23 protein-coding genes are annotated in these 18,869 nt (G+C 66.6%); 5 read left to right on the top strand and 18 right to left on the bottom strand.

What is annotated here, in order from left to right; translation table 11 throughout:
• Positions 1-50: 50 nt before the first annotated feature.
• Both ACE3T2_RS13195 and ACE3T2_RS13190 read right to left on the bottom strand, forming a co-directional pair.
• Positions 51-1,304 (bottom strand): caspase domain-containing protein, encoded by a 1,254-nt coding sequence (locus ACE3T2_RS13195; protein ID WP_374658064.1) that lies wholly within the window; start codon positions 1,302-1,304, stop codon positions 51-53.
• Position 1,305: 1 nt separating this feature from the next.
• Positions 1,306-2,142 carry a hypothetical protein gene (locus ACE3T2_RS13190; RefSeq protein ID WP_374658062.1) on the bottom strand — a complete coding sequence of 279 codons (837 nt, stop codon included), beginning with the start codon at positions 2,140-2,142 and terminating at the stop codon, positions 1,306-1,308.
• A gap of 147 nt (positions 2,143-2,289) precedes the next feature.
• Here ACE3T2_RS13190 and rsmA point away from each other — a divergent pair, with 147 nt between their 5' ends.
• Complete coding sequence (rsmA, locus tag ACE3T2_RS13185) at positions 2,290-3,117, top strand: 16S rRNA (adenine(1518)-N(6)/adenine(1519)-N(6))-dimethyltransferase RsmA (protein WP_374658060.1); 828 nt, start codon at positions 2,290-2,292, stop codon at positions 3,115-3,117.
• Positions 3,118-3,169: 52 nt separating this feature from the next.
• Here rsmA and ACE3T2_RS13180 read toward each other — a convergent pair whose 3' ends face one another.
• The 5 genes from ACE3T2_RS13180 to ACE3T2_RS13160 form a co-directional block, all read right to left on the bottom strand.
• Positions 3,170-3,559 (bottom strand): hypothetical protein, encoded by a 390-nt coding sequence (locus tag ACE3T2_RS13180; RefSeq protein WP_374658058.1) that lies wholly within the window; start codon positions 3,557-3,559, stop codon positions 3,170-3,172.
• A 61-nt stretch (positions 3,560-3,620) separates the two neighbouring features.
• Entirely contained in the window at positions 3,621-4,388 is a 768-nt protein-coding gene (locus ACE3T2_RS13175) for a sulfite exporter TauE/SafE family protein (RefSeq protein WP_374658118.1), read from the bottom strand.
• Between the two features lie 7 nt (positions 4,389-4,395).
• Positions 4,396-4,578, bottom strand: coding sequence for a DUF3606 domain-containing protein (locus ACE3T2_RS13170; protein WP_374658056.1), 183 nt, complete (start codon positions 4,576-4,578; stop codon positions 4,396-4,398).
• 60 nt (positions 4,579-4,638) lie between these two features.
• Positions 4,639-5,004 (bottom strand): YbaN family protein, encoded by a 366-nt coding sequence (locus ACE3T2_RS13165; RefSeq protein WP_374658054.1) that lies wholly within the window; start codon positions 5,002-5,004, stop codon positions 4,639-4,641.
• Positions 5,005-5,060: 56 nt separating this feature from the next.
• Entirely contained in the window at positions 5,061-5,513 is a 453-nt protein-coding gene (locus ACE3T2_RS13160; protein WP_374658052.1) for an SRPBCC family protein, read from the bottom strand.
• Positions 5,514-5,593: 80 nt separating this feature from the next.
• Between ACE3T2_RS13160 and pncB the strand changes: the two genes are divergently transcribed.
• The gene (gene pncB / locus ACE3T2_RS13155) at positions 5,594-6,901 is read left to right on the top strand and encodes a nicotinate phosphoribosyltransferase (RefSeq protein WP_374658050.1); all 1,308 of its coding nucleotides are present in this window, start codon (positions 5,594-5,596) and stop codon (positions 6,899-6,901) included.
• Here the strand turns inward: pncB and ACE3T2_RS13150 are convergent.
• A complete protein-coding gene (locus ACE3T2_RS13150) occupies positions 6,898-7,551 on the bottom strand; it encodes a hypothetical protein (RefSeq protein ID WP_374658048.1) in 654 nt (217 codons plus the stop codon). The genes pncB and ACE3T2_RS13150 overlap by 4 nt on opposite strands.
• Positions 7,552-7,801: 250 nt before the next feature.
• Here ACE3T2_RS13150 and ACE3T2_RS13145 point away from each other — a divergent pair, with 250 nt between their 5' ends.
• Positions 7,802-8,146: a hypothetical protein gene (locus tag ACE3T2_RS13145; protein WP_374658046.1), complete on the top strand. Its 345-nt coding sequence runs from the start codon at positions 7,802-7,804 to the stop codon at positions 8,144-8,146.
• Positions 8,147-8,365: 219 nt separating this feature from the next.
• On the opposite strand, the gene ACE3T2_RS13140 is transcribed toward ACE3T2_RS13145, so the two are convergent.
• From ACE3T2_RS13140 to ACE3T2_RS13120, 5 genes are all read right to left on the bottom strand, one after another.
• Complete coding sequence (locus ACE3T2_RS13140) at positions 8,366-8,509, bottom strand: hypothetical protein (RefSeq protein WP_374658044.1); 144 nt, start codon at positions 8,507-8,509, stop codon at positions 8,366-8,368.
• A 303-nt stretch (positions 8,510-8,812) separates the two neighbouring features.
• On the bottom strand, positions 8,813-9,469 hold the full coding sequence (gene gmk / locus ACE3T2_RS13135) for a guanylate kinase (protein ID WP_374658042.1): 657 nt from the start codon (positions 9,467-9,469) through the stop codon (positions 8,813-8,815).
• 42 nt (positions 9,470-9,511) lie between these two features.
• Positions 9,512-10,393 carry a YicC/YloC family endoribonuclease gene (locus ACE3T2_RS13130; RefSeq protein WP_374658040.1) on the bottom strand — a complete coding sequence of 294 codons (882 nt, stop codon included), beginning with the start codon at positions 10,391-10,393 and terminating at the stop codon, positions 9,512-9,514.
• Between the two features lie 68 nt (positions 10,394-10,461).
• Positions 10,462-12,414, bottom strand: a complete 1,953-nt coding sequence (locus ACE3T2_RS13125) for an ATP-binding protein (protein ID WP_374658038.1) — start codon at positions 12,412-12,414, stop codon at positions 10,462-10,464.
• A gap of 267 nt (positions 12,415-12,681) precedes the next feature.
• Positions 12,682-13,017 (bottom strand): hypothetical protein, encoded by a 336-nt coding sequence (locus ACE3T2_RS13120; RefSeq protein ID WP_374658036.1) that lies wholly within the window; start codon positions 13,015-13,017, stop codon positions 12,682-12,684.
• Positions 13,018-13,173: 156 nt separating this feature from the next.
• Between ACE3T2_RS13120 and ACE3T2_RS13115 the strand changes: the two genes are divergently transcribed.
• Positions 13,174-13,521 carry a UBP-type zinc finger domain-containing protein gene (locus ACE3T2_RS13115; RefSeq protein ID WP_374658034.1) on the top strand — a complete coding sequence of 116 codons (348 nt, stop codon included), beginning with the start codon at positions 13,174-13,176 and terminating at the stop codon, positions 13,519-13,521.
• Here ACE3T2_RS13115 and ACE3T2_RS13110 read toward each other — a convergent pair.
• Complete coding sequence (locus ACE3T2_RS13110; RefSeq protein ID WP_374658032.1) at positions 13,518-14,270, bottom strand: SDR family oxidoreductase; 753 nt, start codon at positions 14,268-14,270, stop codon at positions 13,518-13,520. The two genes, ACE3T2_RS13115 and ACE3T2_RS13110, sit on opposite strands and share 4 nt — an antisense overlap.
• 97 nt (positions 14,271-14,367) lie before the next feature.
• On the opposite strand from ACE3T2_RS13110, the gene ACE3T2_RS13105 reads away from it, so the two are divergent.
• On the top strand, positions 14,368-15,276 hold the full coding sequence (locus tag ACE3T2_RS13105; protein ID WP_374658030.1) for an AraC family transcriptional regulator: 909 nt from the start codon (positions 14,368-14,370) through the stop codon (positions 15,274-15,276).
• Here the strand turns inward: ACE3T2_RS13105 and mltG are convergent.
• The 4 genes from mltG to fabG all read right to left on the bottom strand — a co-directional run bounded on the left by mltG (position 15,273) and on the right by fabG (position 18,868).
• Positions 15,273-16,385 carry an endolytic transglycosylase MltG gene (gene mltG / locus ACE3T2_RS13100; protein ID WP_374658028.1) on the bottom strand — a complete coding sequence of 371 codons (1,113 nt, stop codon included), beginning with the start codon at positions 16,383-16,385 and terminating at the stop codon, positions 15,273-15,275. The two genes, ACE3T2_RS13105 and mltG, sit on opposite strands and share 4 nt — an antisense overlap.
• Positions 16,382-17,665, bottom strand: coding sequence for a beta-ketoacyl-ACP synthase II (gene fabF / locus ACE3T2_RS13095; RefSeq protein ID WP_374658026.1), 1,284 nt, complete (start codon positions 17,663-17,665; stop codon positions 16,382-16,384). The genes mltG and fabF overlap by 4 nt, the downstream gene beginning before the upstream one ends.
• Positions 17,666-17,747: 82 nt before the next feature.
• Positions 17,748-17,987: an acyl carrier protein gene (locus ACE3T2_RS13090; RefSeq protein WP_056019455.1), complete on the bottom strand. Its 240-nt coding sequence runs from the start codon at positions 17,985-17,987 to the stop codon at positions 17,748-17,750.
• Between the two features lie 140 nt (positions 17,988-18,127).
• The gene (fabG, locus tag ACE3T2_RS13085) at positions 18,128-18,868 is read right to left on the bottom strand and encodes a 3-oxoacyl-[acyl-carrier-protein] reductase (protein ID WP_374658024.1); all 741 of its coding nucleotides are present in this window, start codon (positions 18,866-18,868) and stop codon (positions 18,128-18,130) included.
• Position 18,869: the final 1 nt, after the last annotated feature.

The following is an 18,869-nucleotide window of genomic DNA, read 5'->3' as shown; positions in this document are numbered from 1 at the left end:
TAAGCGTCGCGGCATCTTGCCCGCCAGGAAATGAAGCGGCCCTTAAGCCTTCAAGGTTCCACCCGCCCGCAGATGAAGGCCGAGACGTAGTTCAGGGTCGGCTTGCCGCCCACCCCCACCCCCCGGCGCAGGAGGAAGTTCGCGTCCGGGAACGCCTGGGCGACGTCCATCAGCACCTCGCGCTCTTTCGGCTGGCTGTCGTCGTAGCGCATGAGGTTACGATAGACGCCGTAGTTGCCGTGGTCGTTGATCTGTTGCGACAACGGCTTGAGCTGAATGCGGCCGACCCGCAGGGCCTTCGCCTGGCTCTTCACGCCTTCAGCCAGTTTGCGGGCATAGGCGTAGCGCTCGACCTCGCCCGGCCCTTCGCACCAGAGGATATCGAGGCTCGTGCCGTCATAGATGTTCCGCACGATCTCCTTCTTGCGCGGCAGAGCGTCGCTGACGGCGCCGGTCGCGACCGGGGTCTCGACCCGCAGCGGCACGCTGCGCATGGCCGTGAAAGCCGCGCCGGCGTCGAGCTCGGCATAGGTGTCGCGCTTGTCGGCCCGAAAGCGCTCCCACAGCCTCACGTTCACCTGACTAAGGATATCGCCCAGGTCCTTGCCCTTGGAGAGCTGGTCGGCCAGCTCTCGCGCGAAGTCGCTGTTGTCGCCGCCGCCACGGTCGGCGGTCGTGTCGCCGGCTGTCGTCGCATACAGCACGACGGCGTTCGGCGGCGTACGCATTGAGACCGCTTCGTTGTAGACGGTCTTCTGGTCCACTGGATTGTCGCGGCAGTTGTCCAGCGCGACGATCAGCGCCACATCCGGATCGTCCGGCAATTTGCGGAACAAAGCGCCAACCTCATTGGCCTGGGCCCGAAAGAACTCCAGCTGCTTGGCGTCGCTGAGCCCATTCACCTGGTCGGCGTTCCATCGGAACATCACCGGGATCAGAAAATTCCGTCCGCCCGACTGCATGCCGTGGCCGGAATAGTAGACGAAGATCACCGAGCCCTTCGGCAAGGTCGCGAGGTCGCCGGTGATCTTGTCTATCTCGCCGGCGAACTGCCCCTGCTTGACGTTGCAGTAGTCGTGGATCGTGAAGTTGGCCTTCTTCAGCTCAGCCTTCACAAGCGCCACATCCCGGCAGGGGTTGCGCAGGTCGCTCACAAACTCCGGCTTGGTCGGATCGGTGAAGGCGTCGTCGAGGTCGTAATCCCAGTTTCCGACCAGGATCGCGATCCGCCTGGGCGCCTCGGCCGTCGCGGCCGCGGGCGCCAGGGCAAGGCAGAGGCCGATCAGAACAAGCAGCCTGCGCATGTCACGCCTTCTCAAGACCCTGGCGGAAGAGCGCGGCCTCAAGCTCCCGGCGCTTCACCAGCCCCTTCATCTTCGGCTTGTCCTTCCACAGCCGCTGCATGCTGAGGAACTCAGCCGGAATCTTCTCCAGAGCACCGTCTTCCAAATGATTGTGGATCCGCTTCATCTCCCTGAAGCGGGCCTTTTCGCTCTTGAACGGAGCGCCGCGGTTGTAGACCAGCGACACCAGCGCTCCGAGACAATCCTGCGGTAGGGTTTTGGCGCTCGGCGGCAGGTTGGCCACGGCCAGGCCGGTGTAAAGCGGCAGTAGCTTCTCGCGGAACTGCGGCCTGGCGATGCCCCAGGGGATGGCGACATCGGCATAGCCCTTGTAGAGCGCCTTGGCCGCATCGCCCCGCTTTCCGCAGCTCGGCTTGAGGCGCTTCAGCGTCTCGGGCGTCAGACGCCCGCCCCAGTCGTCGTCGAACCATTCAGGCTTCACATAGCCCAGGTCGTAGCCGACCCCGATGGTCACGCCCGAATCCCCGCCCGGCCAGACGGGCTTCTGGTACCGTTGCTCGTACAGCTTGCTGCTCGTGACCTCGAAGAGGACGATCAGGTCCACCGCGTCATCCGAGATCCGCAAGGCCGACGGCTTCACCCGGGGGGCGACCGCTCGTGTCTCGAAATCGGCCTTCTTGTCTTCGGTGTCAGCGCGCTCATCCGTGATCAGCGACGGGTCGCTCAGCGCCTGATCGTAGAGCGTCCGAAACGACTCTTCGGCGAACGCCGCACCGTGAACCGCGCTCATCGCCCCGAACGCCGCCGCGCCTGAAATCAACCCACGCTTGGTCAGCATGATATCTCCCCCACAGGTTGAGAATACCCGCCCGCCCAGCGCGCATCAAGCATTCGACGAACATCGTTAGGTAAAATTGCACGGCCGCGTTCATGCCGCGCCGGTCCTTTTGGCGTCTCGCCTGCAAGCCTGCTATGCGGGGGCGCAATGACCCTCGACCAGCTCCCGCCCCTGCGCGACACCCTCGCCGAACACGGCCTGCTCGCCAAGAAGAGCTTCGGCCAGCACTTTCTGCTGGACCTCAACATCACCCGCAAGATCGCGCGCCTGGCTCAGGTCAGTGAAGGCGACCACGTCATCGAAGTCGGCCCCGGCCCCGGCGGCCTGACCCGCGCTCTCCTGGAGACCGGTGCTCGCGTCACCGCCGTGGAGGCGGACCCGCGCTTCGCGCCGCTGCTCGAAGAGCTGTCCGCCGCCAGCGACGGCGCCCTGACCTTGCGGCTTGAGGACGCTCTGGCCACGGACGAGGCGGCGGTGGCGGCCGGCGCACCGGCCCATATGGTCTCGAACCTGCCTTACAACGTCGGCACCCCGTTACTGATCAAGTGGATGACGGGCGCCTTCGTCCCCGCCTCGATGACGCTGATGTTTCAAAAGGAAGTCGCCGATCGCATCGCCGCCCGACCGGATGAGGACGCCTATGGCCGCCTCTCGGTCATCGCCCAGGCCACCAATCACGCCCAGGTGGTGATGGACGTGCCGGCCCGCGCCTTCACCCCACCGCCTAAGGTCGCGTCCGCCATCGTGCGGCTGACGCCTCGCGCCGATCGTCCCGAGCCAGCGCGGCTCGATGCGCTCCAGGCCGTTACCGCGGCGGCCTTCGGGCAGCGTCGAAAGATGCTTCGCTCCAGCCTCAAGGTCATGGGCGGAGCCGAGCTCTGCGAAGCGGCCGGACTGTCGCCCGAGGCCCGCGCCGAGACCGTTGATGTCGCCGGCTTCCTCGCCCTCGCCGACGCCTGGCGGGCGTCCCGGTGACGGCCACGTCGGCGATTTCAGTCTTGCGCTCTCTTGGCTGAAGCCGCAGCGCCTACGGAAGCAGCGGTCGACCGTCGCGCAGGCGATAGCCGTCCATCCAGTAGCGATAGTCATTCTTCGACTGGCCGAAATGCAGCATCAGCGTGCCGCTGTCGCCGATCGGCGCGACAGTCGTGATCGACCCGCTGCGATAGCCGCCCGTGCCGACACCCAATTCGACCTGGCCGTGGATGCGGCCATCGCGCGGCCGGCCGAAGCCGCTCAGCACGCCCTCCTCCTGGTCGCGGACCGCGGGCGACCCGGCGATCCAGGCGTCGATCTGGCGCGCGGTCTCGGCCGTGGGCGGATTGCCCGATGCGCCAGCCGTGCTCATTGCCTCCTGGGCCAAGGCGCCCGTGGCCCCAACGAAGAAACAGACGATGGTCAGAGCGAGGCTACGCATGGTCGATGCTCCGGTAAGGCTGTCCAAGGGGCCATATGAAAGCGGCGAGCATATGGCGCGGTCAGCCCATCAGCGAGGCCGCGCCGTCCCAGGCCAGCTTGGCCCCGACCGCGATCAGCAGCAGGTAGATGATCCGATAGAAGTTTGCGGCCGGCACGCGGCGCACCAGCCACACCCCGGCATAGGTCGAGGCGATCGCCACCGGCAGCAGGGCCGCGGCGGTCAGCATCGCTTCGCGTGTAAATTGGCCCAGCGCCCAATAGGCTGGGACCTTCATCCAGTTGACCACGGCGAAGAAGATTGCGCTGGTCCCGATGAAGGTGTCGCGTGGAAGGTTCTTAGGCAGGACATACATTTGAAACGGCGGCCCCCCGGCATGGGCGATCTGGCTGGTGAAGCCCGCCGCGACGCCGGCGACCACGCCCCGCCAGGGAATTCGCTCGGCGCGCGCCACACGCACCGGCGCACTTGCCCGCTCGGCCCAGAGGCGCATCAGGGCGAAGACGATGGAGACCGCGCCAACCGCCAGTTCCACGGCTCCTGGCTTAACGAAAGCGGCCAGGGCGTAGCCCAGGGCGATGCCCGCCGCCGCGCTGGGCAGCATCAGGGCGAGAATCTTGCCGTCCCAGGTTTTGCGGAACGACCATACGCTGACGACGTCCTGGACGATCAGGATCGGCAAGGTGATGGACGCGGCCAGCACAGGCGAGACGGCCAAGGCCATCATCGGAACGGCGATCACCCCGATCCCCGCAAAGCCGCCCTTGGCCAAGCCCAGCAGGATCACCGCAGGGATGGCGACAGCGTAGAAGAAAGGATCTGTCAGCAGGGCGAGGTCACTTACGCTTGCCCAGTTCGGCAGCGATGTCCTTGACGTTGTGACCGACCTTGCGGTGCGCCGCAACGACCTGCTCGGGCTTCACGCCCCAGCGCTTGGCCCAGAACGCGACCTCGTGGCGCTCGCGAACGTCGAGCCGCACGCTGTCCCGGAAGTCCCGTTTTCCCTTCGGCTCAGCCATCGGATGCTCCACTTCGCGCCGACGTCGGGCGGCCTCGGTCAGTGTACGCCGATTCAACGGCTACTGAGGCGCGCTCGGTCGCGAAACGACAAAGGCCGCGCAAGCCCCCAGTGCGACGGCGACGCCGAGCGCCAGCCAAAGGCCCGGATGAGCCGACAGGAAGAAGATCGCAAAGCCTGCCGCCATGCCTGCGCAGGCCAGGATCTTGGCCTTGCGCGGAATCGCGCCGTTCTCACGCCAGGCCCGCACCAGCGGCCCGAAACGCTTGTGGTTCAAGATCCAGGCTTCCAGCCTCGGCGAGGAGCGCGCGAAGCAGCCCGCGGCCAGGATCAGGAAGACGGTGGTCGGAAGCAGCGGCAGGAACGCGCCGGCTATTCCCAGCGCCGTAAACCCGAGACCCAGAAGCAGAAAGACTGTGCGCGCCATGCAGTTGAGAGTCTCTCTCAAAAGATCGCCGAACGATAGGGGAAAACGCGCCGCGACTAGCCCATCGCCGCGGCCAGGGCCGCGACACGCGCAGTTAGGGCATGGTTGACCGCCTCATAGGCGGGTGTGAAGTCGCGCGCGATCCGCGCCCTGCTCCAGGTCGCTGGCAACAGCCCGCCCAGCACCTCGGTATGCAACACGTGCGTGCCGCCCCGCTGTGGGGTGAGCAGGAAGCCGTGACGGCCAGCGAAGATCAGGGGCACGTGGCCGGACCACGCCAGTTCGCGCTCCGGCTCAGCCGCGACGATCCGCACGGTCTGCCGCACCACAGCGTCGCCATCCTTAGCGAGGTTGCGGAAGACCATGGCCACGCGAGCGCCGACCTGCGCCCTTCCCCTGGCCTCCAGGTTGAGTGGGTTCCATTCGCCGTAACGCGCGAAATCGGCAAGCACGGCCCAAACGTCACCGGCCGATGCGGGAATCACGACTTCGGTGCTGATCCGGTGCATGCGCCCATTATAGCGCGGGTCTGCGCGTGGGCGACCTGCGAAGGGCTGCGCTGCCCGGGCCGGCGTGCTCTAGTCGGCGTATGGCGCACACCGACATCGCGACACGGACCTACAACCACGGCTGGCGACTGGATCCAATCATCCGCAGCCTGCTCGACACGGACTTCTACAAGCTGCTGATGCTGCAGCTCATCTGGCGGCGGCATCGAGACGTGCCCGTCACCTTCTCCATGATCAATCGCAGTCGCACGGTGCGCTTGGCCGACATCGTCGACGAGGGCGAGTTGCGCGCGCAACTCGACCACGCCCGCACCCTGACCTTCACCAATCGGGAGCTGATCTGGCTGGCCGGCAACACCTTCTATGGCAAGACCCAGATGTTCGCGCCGGAGTTCATCGCCTGGCTACGAGACTTCCGCCTTCCCGACTACGAGCTCGCGCGTCGCAACGGCCAGTACGAACTGAGCTTCCATGGTCCCTGGACCCACACGACCATGTGGGAAATCCCCGCCCTGGCCATCGTCAACGAACTGCGCACCCGCGCAGCGTTGCGCGGCCAAGGGCGCTTCGCCCTCGATGTGCTCTACGCCCGGGCCAAGGCCAAGCTGTGGGAGAAGGTCGAGCGCCTGCGCGCCCTTCCTGACCTCGCCATCTCGGATTTCGGCACCCGCCGACGTCACTCCTTCCTCTGGCAACGCTGGTGCGCGGAGGCGCTGAAGGAGGGCCTCGGCCCAAAGGTTCTGCTGGGCACTTCCAACGTGCTGCTGGCCATGGAGGGCGACCTGGAAGCCATCGGCACCAACGCGCATGAACTGCCTATGGTCGCTGCGGCCCAGGCGCGCGACGACGCCGAACTGAGGGCTGCCCCTTACCAGGTGCTGGACGAGTGGCGGCAGACCTACGGCGGCAACCTGCTCATCGCTCTCCCGGACGCCTTCGGCACTCGCGCCTTCCTGAAGGACGCCCCTGACTGGGTCGCCGACTGGACCGGCTTCCGACCCGACAGCGCTCCACCGATCGAGGGCGGCGAAGAAATCATCGCCTGGTGGAAGAGCAAGGGCGTCGACCCGCGCCGCAAGCTCCTGGTCTTCTCCGACGGCATGGACATCGACTCGATCGAGGCGGCCTACCGCCATTTCCACGGCCGCGTGCGGATGAGCTTCGGCTGGGGCACGAACCTGACCAACGACTTCCGGGGCTGCCTGCCCGGCGGCGGCGATGCGCTCGATCCGCTGTCGCTGGTCTGCAAGGTGACGCAGGCCGCCGGCCGGCCGGCCGTGAAACTGTCCGACAATCCTCAGAAGGCCACCGGCGATCCGGCCGAGATCGCGCGCTACCTGCAGGTGTTCGGCGACGCCGGTCGCATCGCCCAGCCAGTGGACGTCTAGCGATAACGCGTCACGCGCAGTGGAAAGGTGTGGGTCTCGCCGCCGACGGTGACGGTCACCGTCAGCCCGGTCGTTCCCTTCGGCAAGGCGGTCAGGCCGAGGTCGGTCACGTGGCGCTCACCGGCGTCCACCGTCTGAGCCAAGAAGCCACGGGTCTCCGCCGCCTCCACCAGAGCCGCTCCGTCGACCCGCTCGCGCTCCAGATTACGCGCGAAAGACGGATCGGCCCTTTCCGGCTGATCGCGCATAGCGCCGCCCATGCTGTTTAGAGCCATCGCTATTCGCGCGCGCTTCTCACGCTTGCGAGCGACCTCTTCGGCCGCGCTGACGAACTCGTCGCGCGTCAGCAGCGGCACCAGCACGCCTGCGTCGGTTCGCACCTCGACTTCCTGCGGCGTCAGATTGAAGGCGACGACGCCCTGGTTCTCGACCGCCACACCCAGGATCGGCCCTTCGCGCTCATCGACGATGCCGCGGATGATCATCAGCCCCGCCACGCTGTGCGGCTGTGTGGATCGGGCGCCGGCCATGCCGTCCCGATATTCGACCGGCGCAGCCAGGGTCTGAATCAGCTCGACCTTGATCTGCGCAGCCTGCGCCAATCCGCCCCAGGCGAGCGCCGCAACCAATCCCAACCCTACGCGCTTCATCGTCCATCCCCACGGCCAGCCACGCGCCTGGGCTGCACGAACAAGCTCTACACTAGTTTCCCGGGATTGGGCAGTCGCCCCCCGGAAGAGCATACCTCTTCATCAAATCATCTGTTGGACGTCTGTTTTTGATGGCTTTTGCTACATACCAATAACACTATTTCGCCCAAAACCAGCCCTTCCCGCGCCCGATTGACCGGTCAACCTGCAAGTCCTCGGGGGAGGCCTCACAGCAGTATTGGGAGACCTCATGCGTTCCATTCTCACCTTCGGGGCCGCGGCCCTCGCTCTCTCGCTGGCCGCGCCGGCCTTCGCGCAGGATCAAACCCAGGCTCCGCCCGCGGCGAACGCCCAAGGTTCCGACGCGAGCGCCGCGGCCGCCACCTTGGCGGTCGGCGCCACCGTCAAGGACAAGACCGGCGCAACGATCGGCACCGTATCGGCTGTGAAGCCGGACTCTGCGGGCAAGCAGGTCGCGACCATCAAGATGGGCGCCGATTCCTTCACGGTCGACACCGACAAGCTAGCGGTCGCCGATGGCTCGGCGACTATCAACGCCACCGCCGACGAACTGAAGGCCATGCTCAAGAAGTAGGCCGACAGCCTTTCGGCGTGAAGCGCTCCGACCTCCAGCGGAGCGCTTCTTCTTGCCCGAATGTCTCGGGTTGACGTAGCGAGCCGGTCATCGACCGGATCCCTCCGACCAGCCCGTGCACGACAGCAACGGGCTTACTGCGTGGCCGCGCCTTTCGGGCCGGCGCTGGCGACGGTTTTCGAGAATCCGATCGAGCCGTTTAGGCCGGTCTGCATCACCTCAGCGGAAGACGTACACCTCGCCGCCCACGCGCTCGGGCAGCGGTCCCGACTCCACCACCAGCTCGGCCCGCCGCCCGCCGCAGACGCAGCGCAGCCGCTCTGAGAACGCCCGCAGGGGCAACCCCCCCAGACCCTGAGCCACCCAGTGGGTCGGATCACACGGCGCCGCCCGCTCACAGCCAGGAGCCGCACACCGCGCGACCAGATGCTTGTCGCTTCCTACACAGGCGAGCAAAGGCTCCTGCTGCATGTTCAGCCCGCTCGTCATCGCCTCTCCTCCAGCCAAAGCCTGAATGAGAACAAAAGCAGAACTTGTCGACATGCGCGACTCCGCCAGGGTTGTGACCTTCGACCGGTCCACAACATCTGGAGAGTCGGTCCACGCCGGAACCGCCCGGCGCTGGCCCTCACGCGAATTTCTGTGCACGACCCTGTGGGCCGGCGCCTACTCCTTCAGAAGCGCATCGACGAAGTCGGGGAGCCACGGATTGCGACCCGGCTTCATCCGTTCAGAACGGTAGATGTGGCCGAGGTCGGCATAGGCGCGGTCGAAGTTCTTGTTGACGATGACGTAGTCATAGAGCCGCCAGTGCTCGATCTCGTCCTTGCCCTTGACCAGGCGCTTCTGGATCACCTCTTCGCTGTCCTGCGCACGCGCATGCAGCCGGCGCGAAAGGTCTTCCCAGGACGGCGGCAGGATGAATACCCGCACGCTGTCCGCGGGGGCAGCGTCGGCCACCTGCTTGGCGCCCTGCCAGTCGATGTCGAACAGCACATCCTTGCCGGCTTCCAGCGCGGCCATCACCGGCGCCTTGGGCGTGCCATAGCGGTTATCGTGCACATCGGCCCATTCGAGGAACTCGCCACGCTCGATCATGGCGTCGAAACTCGGACGATCGACGAAGTAGTACTCTCGCCCCTCCTCTTCTCCCGGCCGCGGCGCGCGCGTGGTGCAGGAGATCGACAGCATCAGGTCGCTGTGGTCAGCGACCAGCCGCCGCGACAGCGAGGTCTTGCCCGCCCCCGAGGGCGAGGAGACCAGCAGCATCATGCCGCGTCGGGTGGTCTCCCAGGGGCGGGGATGGTCGTGTCCGTCAGTCATTCTCTCGTCTTCCCCGCCCTCCCCTGCGAAGGGGAAGGAAACCTATTCCACGTTCTGCACTTGCTCGCGGAACTGCTCGATGGTGGCCTTAAGCTCCAGCCCGACCGTGGTCAAAGCCCCCAGCGCCGATTTTGAGCACAGGGTGTTGGCTTCACGCATGAATTCCTGTGTCAGGAAGTCCAGCCGCCGCCCCTGGGGACCATCGGCGGCGATGTGGCCGCGCGCTGCGTCCACATGCGCGCGAAGACGGTCCAGTTCCTCACGCACATCAGCCTTCACCGCCATGGCTGCGGCTTCTGCGACGATCTTGTCCGCCCCCACCGTCTCGCCGGCCAGTTCGGTCATGCGCTTCTCGAACCGCTCCTTGATCGCCGCCGGCTGACCTTCCGCCAAGGTCCAGGCCTGGCCGACCAGGGCCTCGATCTTGTCGACCAGTCCGATCAGCACCGACGTCAAGGCCAGCCCTTCCTCCCGGCGCGAGGTCGCCAGTGCTTCCAGCGCCGCGCCGACCGACAGGGCGACGGCCGCCTCCAGCGCACTCTGCGCCTCCGGATCATCGTCGGCCTCTGCCGCCTCGATCACCCCGCGCAGCGCCAGCAGGCCGTCCAGAGCCGGGGGACTGGCGCGGCCCGCCGCGACCAGCGGCGCACCCAGCGCCAGATAGCGTTCCAGCACCGCCTCGTTGATCCGCACTTCGGTCGCGCCCTCGGACCGGCGCGCCTGCACGCCCACGGTCACCTGGCCTCGCGCGAACCGGCTCTGTGCGGCCTCACGCGCTGCACGGTCCAGGCCGTCGAAGCCGGGCGGGCCTCGAAACCGGACCTCCAGGTTTCGGCCGTTCACGGACCGCGCCTCCACCGCCCACGACCAGTCGCCCGCCGCGCCCTCGGCTCGTCCGAACCCGGTCATTCCGCTCAACGGCATTGCACGTACCTCCGGCAAGCCGCGAGGGGTCGCACATCCGACGCCCCTTTGCCAAGTCGGGCGACACCTCAGCCGTTGGCGGCGATCGGCGGCGGAATCTGGTCATCCACCGGCGCACCGGCCCAGCCCTCGACCTTCGCCAACAGTTCCGCGGGCCTGATCGGCTTGGCGATATGATCATTCATCCCCGCCGCAAGGCAGCTCGCCACCTGAGCCGGCAGGACATTGGCGCTGATCGCCAGGATCGGGGTGCGGCGGTTGGGACCCGCCCCCTGGCGGATGGCCCGGGTCGCGGCCAAGCCGTCCATGTTCGGCATCTGCAGATCCATCAGGATCAGGTCGAAGTCCTCGGTCTCGGCTATAGCCACGCCCTGCGCCCCGCCATCGGCCTCGACCACCCGATGGCCGAACGGAGCCAGCATCGCGCCGATCAGTTCGCGATTGATCGCCGTGTCGTCGACCACCAAGAGGCGCGCGCCCGTCGCCTCGCCTGGGTCGAACACCTCCGAGAGGTCCCTATGCGCGCTCGCCGCGGCCGGAGGCGCCTCGACGGTGAACCAGAATTCGGCCCCCTCGCCTTCGCGCGTCACCACGCCGATTTCGCCGCCCATGAGCTCAGATAGGCTCTTGCAGATGGCTAGCCCCAGACCCGTACCGCCGTAACGCCTGCTTACTGATCCATCCGCCTGGCTGAAGCGCCGGAACAGTCGGTCCAGCCGGTCGGCCGGCACGCCGGGCCCAGTGTCTTTAACGCCGACCCGCAGCCGCCGTACGTCTGGTTCGTAGCGGGCGCTCAGCGCCACCAGACCCTCGCCGGTGAACTTGACCGCGTTGTTCAGAAGGTTGAGCACGATCTGGCGCAACCGCGCCGGGTCTGCCCTCAGGATGTTCGGGACCGCAGGATCGATGTCCAGCGTCAGCGCCAGTCCCTTGCCCTCCGCCTGAGCTGCGACCAGGGCCAGGGTCTCGCTCAGCAGCATCCGCGGTTCGAACGGCTGCGGCTCGAGTTCGACCCGCCCGGCATCGATCTTGGAGAAGTCGAGGATGTCGTTGACCACCACCAGCAGCGCTTGGCCGGCGGTCTCGATATGGCCGACATAATCACCGGCCCGCGGCGGCAGCCCACCGACCGTCTTCAGCAGATGCGCAAAGCCCATGATCCCCGTCAGTGGCGTACGGATCTCGTGGCTCATGCTGGCCAGGAAATCGCCCTTGGCCTGGTTCGCATCCTCGGCGAGCCGCTTTCCCTCGGCCAGCTGCGCGCTGGCCTGCAGCAGCACCCGCTGCAGCCGCCAACCCGCCGCCATACCGACGACACCGATCAGCAGGCTCAGCCCACCGATCAACAGGTAGGCCAGGGCGATGACCTGCCGCGCCACGAAGCCCATCTGCTTAGAAAAGCGCTCCTCGCTGCGGCTGGCGACATGATCCAGCCGCTCTAACTCGGCGAGTTGTTCTGGCGTGACCCGCCCGCCGGCCACGACACGCGCCCGGATTTCCCAAGCCAACTGCTCCAGCCGCACGAACTGGGCGTCAGCGATCCGCCAGTCATCCACCGCGGCGGCGAACGGCGGCCAGCGATGAAACACCCGGAACCCGATAATCAACGCCGGTACGTCCTGCGGTGGGTTGCCCCCCTGAAGGATGCCTTCCGCCGCCCGCTCGAGGTCGTTGGCCTCAAGAGCCAGCCGCGCTTTGCGGTCGCCGTGGAGAATTTCGAACGGCCCCTGCAGTCGCGCGTAGTCCTTGTCGGTCCCAGACTGTGCGTAGCGCATCAGGCCGATCACGACTTCTTTCTGCGCTTTCGAATACTGCGCTTCGCCGGCCGCATAGGCCCGGGTGATATTGCTCACCTCCATGCCGGCGAAGCCGAGCGCGGCCACCAGCGCCACCGAGACAATGAAGATCGCCGCGCTGTAGATCAGCGGCGCGAGCCGGACGTGATCCTGTCCGGCCGCAACGGCCCGATGTCGGCCTATTGGCTCAGCGCTCGCCTGCAAATCCCCGGTGTCCAGTTCCACCCGCTCGCCCCGAGGGCATTACCCCGCTCAACCGGACATCTAGAGCAGGTAAGATCAACATCAGGTTTAGATCGACGATAAGCTGGCGACCTGAATTGTAAAATCTGAACCTATCAATCGATCAGAGTGACTTGGTTATTGTCTATTCACCGCAATCGTGAAGACAATTATTGCGCAATTTACGCACTTCTTCCTTCGTCATAATTCACAAGAAGCACTCCTGCTACGGGACGCCGCCGGATCGGCGACGCCCCGCCTGATCCCGCCTCAAACCGTCGGGATCGGCATGCAAGGCATGATCTCCACGGCGTCGCCTGGAAAAATCGAGAAGTGCGGGTGGTTCAAGAACATCTGCGCGGCGGCCTCGTGAGTATCCGCCTGGATGATCACATAGCCGGTCATCGTGTTATTGACGTCGCTGACCCCCTCGCGGGAAACCCGCTTGGTCTTGCCCAGCGGCCCGCCGCCATCGAGGGTCCGGCCGGCGTAGCGTTCAGCCCAGCCCTGCCAGGCGGCCATGCCTGCCGCGATGGTCTTGTCGTCGATATCCGGTCGCCCGCCTAGGTTCGGGGCGCCCACGTAAACCGCCATGAACTTCGCCATCGTCGTATCTCCTATGGTCTGGCCCGGCGCTCATCACCGCGCTTCCATAAACCTCGACGAACGGCGATCCGGCGGATCGACAGGCAGGCGCGAAGTTTTTCTAGAGATCGGAGCGCCGATGGGCTCCTGTGTCCCCACGCCAACCGGGAGACCATCATGCGCGAAGGCATCGACCCGACGATCCCGCCCAGCGGGACCGGCTGCAAGGAGTGCCTGGAGAGCGGCGGCTGGTGGGTTCACCTGCGGCGCTGCGCCGAATGCGGCCATGTCGGCTGCTGCGACACCTCCCCCAGCCGGCACGCCACGGCCCACTTCCATGAGACCGGTCATCCGATCATCCACAGCTTCGAGCCTGGCGAAGTTTGGTTCTACGACTACAGGACGGGCAAGGCCTTCACCGGCCCCGACCTCGCCCCGCCCGTCTCGCGTCCGCTGGATCAGCCGGTCCCGGCGCCCGCCGACCGGCTGCCCGCCAACTGGATGGACCTCGTCCACCGCGACTAGCCAGCCGCGCTCCGCGCCAAGGCCACGGCGTCCGGCCCGGCCGGCCAGCGCAGCCTGTCCGAGCGATCATTCGCCGCCTGCCAGACCGTCTCGGCCACGTCCTGCGCCGTCGTGGTCACGCCGCCAGGGCGGCCGAACGCCTCCAGGATCGGCCGCGCGAAAGGCACGTACGGCTCGGGGATCGCGTCTTCCAGCTTCACGTCGGTGTTCTCGGTGAACCGGGTGCCAGGACCATATCCCGGTTCGACCAGCTTCACCCGCACGTCGAACGGCTTCAGTTCATGCTCCAGCGAGCCGGTGAAGCCCTGGATCGCCGTCTTGCTGGCGGTATAGATCGAGACCAACGGCATCGCTGCCAGGGTGACGCTGGACGTCACGTTCACGATCACGCCCGACCGCCGCGCCCGGAACTGCGGCACGACCGCCTGGGTCATCGCCATGACGCCGAAGGTGTTGGTCTCGAAGATCTCCCGGGCCTTGTCCATGGTGGCCGCTTCCAGCGCGCCCATCAGCCCGATGCCGGCGTTGTTCACCAGTACGTCGATGGGACCGGCCTCCCCCAGCGCCGCCGCGATGCTCGACGCATCGGTGACATCGAGGGCAAGGACCCGCATCCGGTCGTCGATCGGCAGGAGCTCAGGATGGGGCATACGCATGGTCGCCACGACGTTCCAGCCCTGGGCGTGGAAATGGCGGGCGGTCTCCAGGCCGTAGCCCGAGGAGCAGCCGGTAATCAGCACGGTCTTCATGGGAATGTTCCTTCGTCTCTTGACGTTGGAACGATAGGTCGGCGCATCCAGACGATATATGCGTTTACGTCCACCATTTATCTACGATAGTCCAGTCATGAGCGATCCACTCTCAGAACTCATCGCCCTGCTGCGTCCACGGACCGTGTTCACCAAGGGCATTGCCGGCGCAGGGGCCTGGGCCGTGCGCTACGCCGATTTCGGCCAGCCGAGCTTCTGCGCGGTGATGGACGGCGCCTGCCTCCTTGCGGTCGACGGCCAAGCGCCTGTGACCCTCGAGGCCGGCGATTTCGTACTGCTGCCCGCCACCCCGGGCTTCGTGCTGTCGGGCTTCGAGCCTGCCGAACCGCGGCTCCTAGATCCCAACGTGACCGCCGCGGTCCAGGACGACATTCGTTACGGCGCGTCGGAGGGAGAACCAGAGGTCCGGCTGCAGGGCGGCTACTTCGTGTTCGACTCGCCGGACGCCGACCTGCTCGTTTCGCTGCTGCCGCCCTTGATCCACCTGCGCGGCGCCGAGCGTCTGGCGACGCTGGTCCGCCTGGTCCGGGAGGAAGCGGTCCAGCAGGCGCCAGGCCGCGATCTCGTGCTGGCGCGTCTGGTCGAGGTCCTGCTCATCGAGGCGGTCCGCGCTGTCCAGGGCGACGAGGCGCCGCCGGGCCTGCTGCGCGGCCTGGCCGAACCCCGCCTTGCGGCGGCGATCCGCCGGATGCACGGCGATCTCTCACGCCCCTGGAAGGTCACGGAGCTGGCGCGGGAGGCTGCGATGTCGCGCTCGGCCTTCTTCGAGCGCTTCACCCGTGTGGTCGGCGCGGCGCCCATGGAGTACCTGCTCGGCTGGCGCATGGCGGTGGCTCGCCATCTGCTGCGCGAGCGGCGCACCCCGCTCGCCGACATCGCCGAACACGTCGGCTACAACTCGACCGGGGCCTTCAGCACGGCCTTCACCCGCCATGTCGGCCAGTCGCCCGGACGTTACGCTCGGGGCCTTTCGGCCGGCGTCTAGCGCCCGGCCGCGTCAGACTTCAAGCCGGCCGCCTTCTCCTGCAGAGCCGCAGCCTCGGCCTGCCGCTTCTCGACCGCGCGCCACTTGGCGACATTCTTCAGATGCTCTTCATAGGTCGAGGCGAAGACGTGTCCCCCACTACCGTCGGCGACGAAGAACAGGTGGTCGCTCGCCGGGGGATCGAGCACCGCAGCGAGCGCGGCGCGCCCCGGGCTGGCGATGGGCGTCGGTGGCAAACCGTCGATCTGGTAGGTGTTGTAGGCGTTCGGCCGCGCCAATTCCGAAGCGCGAAGGCCGCGACCCAACGGCTTGCCGCCGTTCAGGCCGTAGATGATGGTCGGATCGCTCTCCAGCCGCATGCCCTTGCGCAGCCGGTTGACGAACACCGCGGCGACCTGCGGCCGCTCTGTGGCGATGCCGGTCTCCTTCTCGACAATGGAGGCCAGGGTGACGGCCTCCTGCGGCGTCTTCAGCGGCAGGCCCGGTTGGCGCTTTTCCCAGAGCAGGGCGAGCAGTTCGTTCTGGGCGTCCATCATTCGCTTCAGCACGGCCGAGCGGTCCTCGCCGCGCTCGTACTGATAGGTTTCCGGCAGGATCGATCCCTCAGGTGGGGCTGCGACGTCGCCGGTCAGGTCCGCCTTGGCCATCAGCGCCGCGACGGCGGCTTCCGAGGTCATGCCCTCCGGAATCGTCACCTGATGGATCACGATCCTGCCCTCGCGGATATCGCGCAGGATCGAGGCCATCGAGGCCCGGCTCTTGAACTCGTACTCACCGGCCTTCAGCGACTTGGCCGCGCCGGTGAACTGGGCCGCGGCGGCGAACATCGCCTTGGAGCGGATCGCGCCGGCTCGTTCCAAGGTCGAGGCGATCTCAGTCAGGCCCGCGCCCTTCCGCAGCATCACCACGCGGGTTTCGCCGCCGTCGGTCGACGGTCCGGGGCCTTGATAGGACCAGAGCGCCCAGGCGAAAGCGAGCGCCAGTACGACCCCGAGAGTCGCCGCTGCGCTGCCCAGCATGATCGTTAGACGGCGAAGGGGCGTCAGTCCGCCGGCGGCCTTGCGCCGGCCGCTTCCGCCCTTCCCGCCCTTGCGAGGCTTGCGGCTCACGAGACCTTCTTGAACACCACGGAGGCGTTGGTGCCGCCGAATCCGAAGCTGTTTGAAAGAGCCACATCGATCTTCATCGGCTTGGCCTTGTTCGGCACGAGATCGATCTCGGTCTCGACGGAGGGGTTTTCAAGGTTGATGGTCGGCGGCGCGATCTGGTCGCGGATGGCCAGAACCGTGAAGGCCGATTCGATGGCGCCGGCCGCGCCCAGCAGGTGGCCGGTCGCCGACTTCGTCGAAGACATCGTCAGGTTTTTCGCCGCATCGCCCAGCAACCTGGTGACCGCGCCCAGCTCGATCTCGTCGCCGAGCGGGGTCGAGGTGCCGTGGGCGTTGACGTAGTCGATGTCGGCTACGTCGATGCCGGCGTCGTTGATCGCCGCGCGCATGGCCCGGAAGCCGCCGTCGCCGTCCTCCGCCGGAGCGGTGATGTGGTAGGCGTCGCCCGCCAGGCCATAGCCCGCCACCTCTGCGTAGATCTTCGCGCCGCGCGCCTTGGCGTGCTCGTACTCTTCCAGCACCAGGACGCCCGCGCCCTCGCCCATGACGAAGCCGTCACGGTCTTTGTCGTAAGGGCGGCTGGCCTTCTCAGGGTTGTCGTTGAAGCCCGTCGACATCGCTCGGCAGGCGATGAAGCCGGCGATGCCCACAGGGCAGATGGCCGCCTCGGCGCCGCCCGCGATCATCACGTCCGCGTCGCCGTACTTGATCAGGCGGGCGGCGTCGCCGATCGCGTGCGCGCCAGTGGCGCAGGCGGTGACGACCGAGTGGTTGGGCCCCTTGAAGCCGTAACGGATCGAGACTTGGCCCGAGGCCAGGTTGATCAGAGCCGAGGGGATGAAGAACGGGCTGACGCGGCGCGGGCCCTTCTCGGCCAGCTCGACGCTGGTCTTCTCGATGGTGGCCAGGCCCCCGATCCCCGAGCCGATGATGACGCCGGTCCGTTCCTTCTGCTCCTCGGTCTCGGCGACCCAGCCCGAATCCTTGACGGCTTCGTCGGCCGCGGCGATCGCATAGAGGATGAAGTCGTCGACCCGGCGCTGATCCTTCGGCGCCAGAGTGTCGTCCGGATTGAACGAGCCCGGAACATCGGCCCCGCCGCCGCCGCGACCGTCCACCCGGGGCACCTCGCAGGCGACCTGGCAGGCATAGTCGGTGGGATCGAAGGTGGTGATCCGCCCTGCCCCTGACTTGCCATCGAGGATGGCTTTCCAGGTGATCTCGGCGCCTTGGCCAAGAGGGGTCAGCAAACCGATGCCGGTGACGACGACACGACGCATGAGCGGGCCTCCAAACGCAGACCGCCGCGAACTCCGGAGAGCTTCGCGGCGGTCAAATAGTCAGTGAATTCCTTGGTTCGCCTTAGGCGCCTAGGCGCTCACCGATGAACTTCACCGCATCGCCGACGGTCTGGATGTGTTCGGCGGCGTCGTCCGGGATTTCGATGTCGAATTCTTCTTCGAAAGCCATGACCAGTTCGACGTTGTCGAGGCTGTCGGCGCCCAGGTCGTCGATGAAGCTCGCCTTCTCGGTGACCTTTTCCGGATCCGCGTCGAGATGTTCGATGACGATCTTACGCACGCGCTCGAGGATGTCGGACATTCGCTTAAGTCCCTTGTGTTTCGCTAAATCCATCCGCGACGGCCGACGGGATGTCAACCGTGGCGGATAACGGGTAGAGACCTTCGCCTCGCCGGTTCGCGCGGCGACGTAGCATGTTCGCCACGGCCACGCCAGCGGGCTCAGATCATGGCCATGCCGCCGTTCACATGCAGGGTTTGACCCGTCATGTAGCCGGCTTCCTCACTGGCCAGATAGACGCAGGCGGCCGCGACCTCGGCGCCCGTTCCCAGCCGTGCGGCGGGGATCGTGCCCATGATCTGAGCCTTCTGCTGCTCGTTCAGCGCGTCGGTCATCGGGCTTTCGATAAAGCCCGGCGCGACGCAGTTGACGGTGATGCCACGGGTCGCGACTTCCTGGGCCAGGGCCTTGGAAAAGCCGATCATCCCAGCCTTCGAAGCGGCGTAGTTGGCCTGGCCCGGATTGCCCATCACGCCAACGACCGAGGTGATGCCGATGATTCGGCCCCAACGACGCTTCATCATGCCGCGCATGGCGGCGCGGCTGAGGCGGAAATAGCTCTCGAGATTGACCTTCAGGACGGCGTCCCAATCCTCGTCCTTCATCCGCATCAGCAGGCCGTCGCGGGTGATGCCGGCGTTGGCGACGACGATGTCGAGCGGGCGGCCCGCCGCTTCCTCCGCCCGGGCGATCAGGCTGTCGACCGATTCCGGGTCGGAGAGATTGGCCGCCACGGCCGAGGTTCGTTCGCCCAACTGCTGGGCCAAGTCCTGCAGCACCGCTTCACGCGTGCCCGACAGCACCACGTGGGCGCCGGCCGCGTGCAGCGCCTTGGCGATCTCCCCGCCGATGCCCCCGGTGGCGCCGGTGACGAGAGCGGTCTTTCCGGTCAGGTCGAACATG

It is taken from the genome of Phenylobacterium sp. (genome assembly GCF_041919955.1).
In the GTDB taxonomy this organism is placed as follows: Bacteria; Pseudomonadota; Alphaproteobacteria; order Caulobacterales; family Caulobacteraceae; genus Phenylobacterium.
The sequence above is the reverse complement of the archived record's forward strand: the minus strand, read 5'-3'. Positions and strand labels throughout refer to the sequence as shown.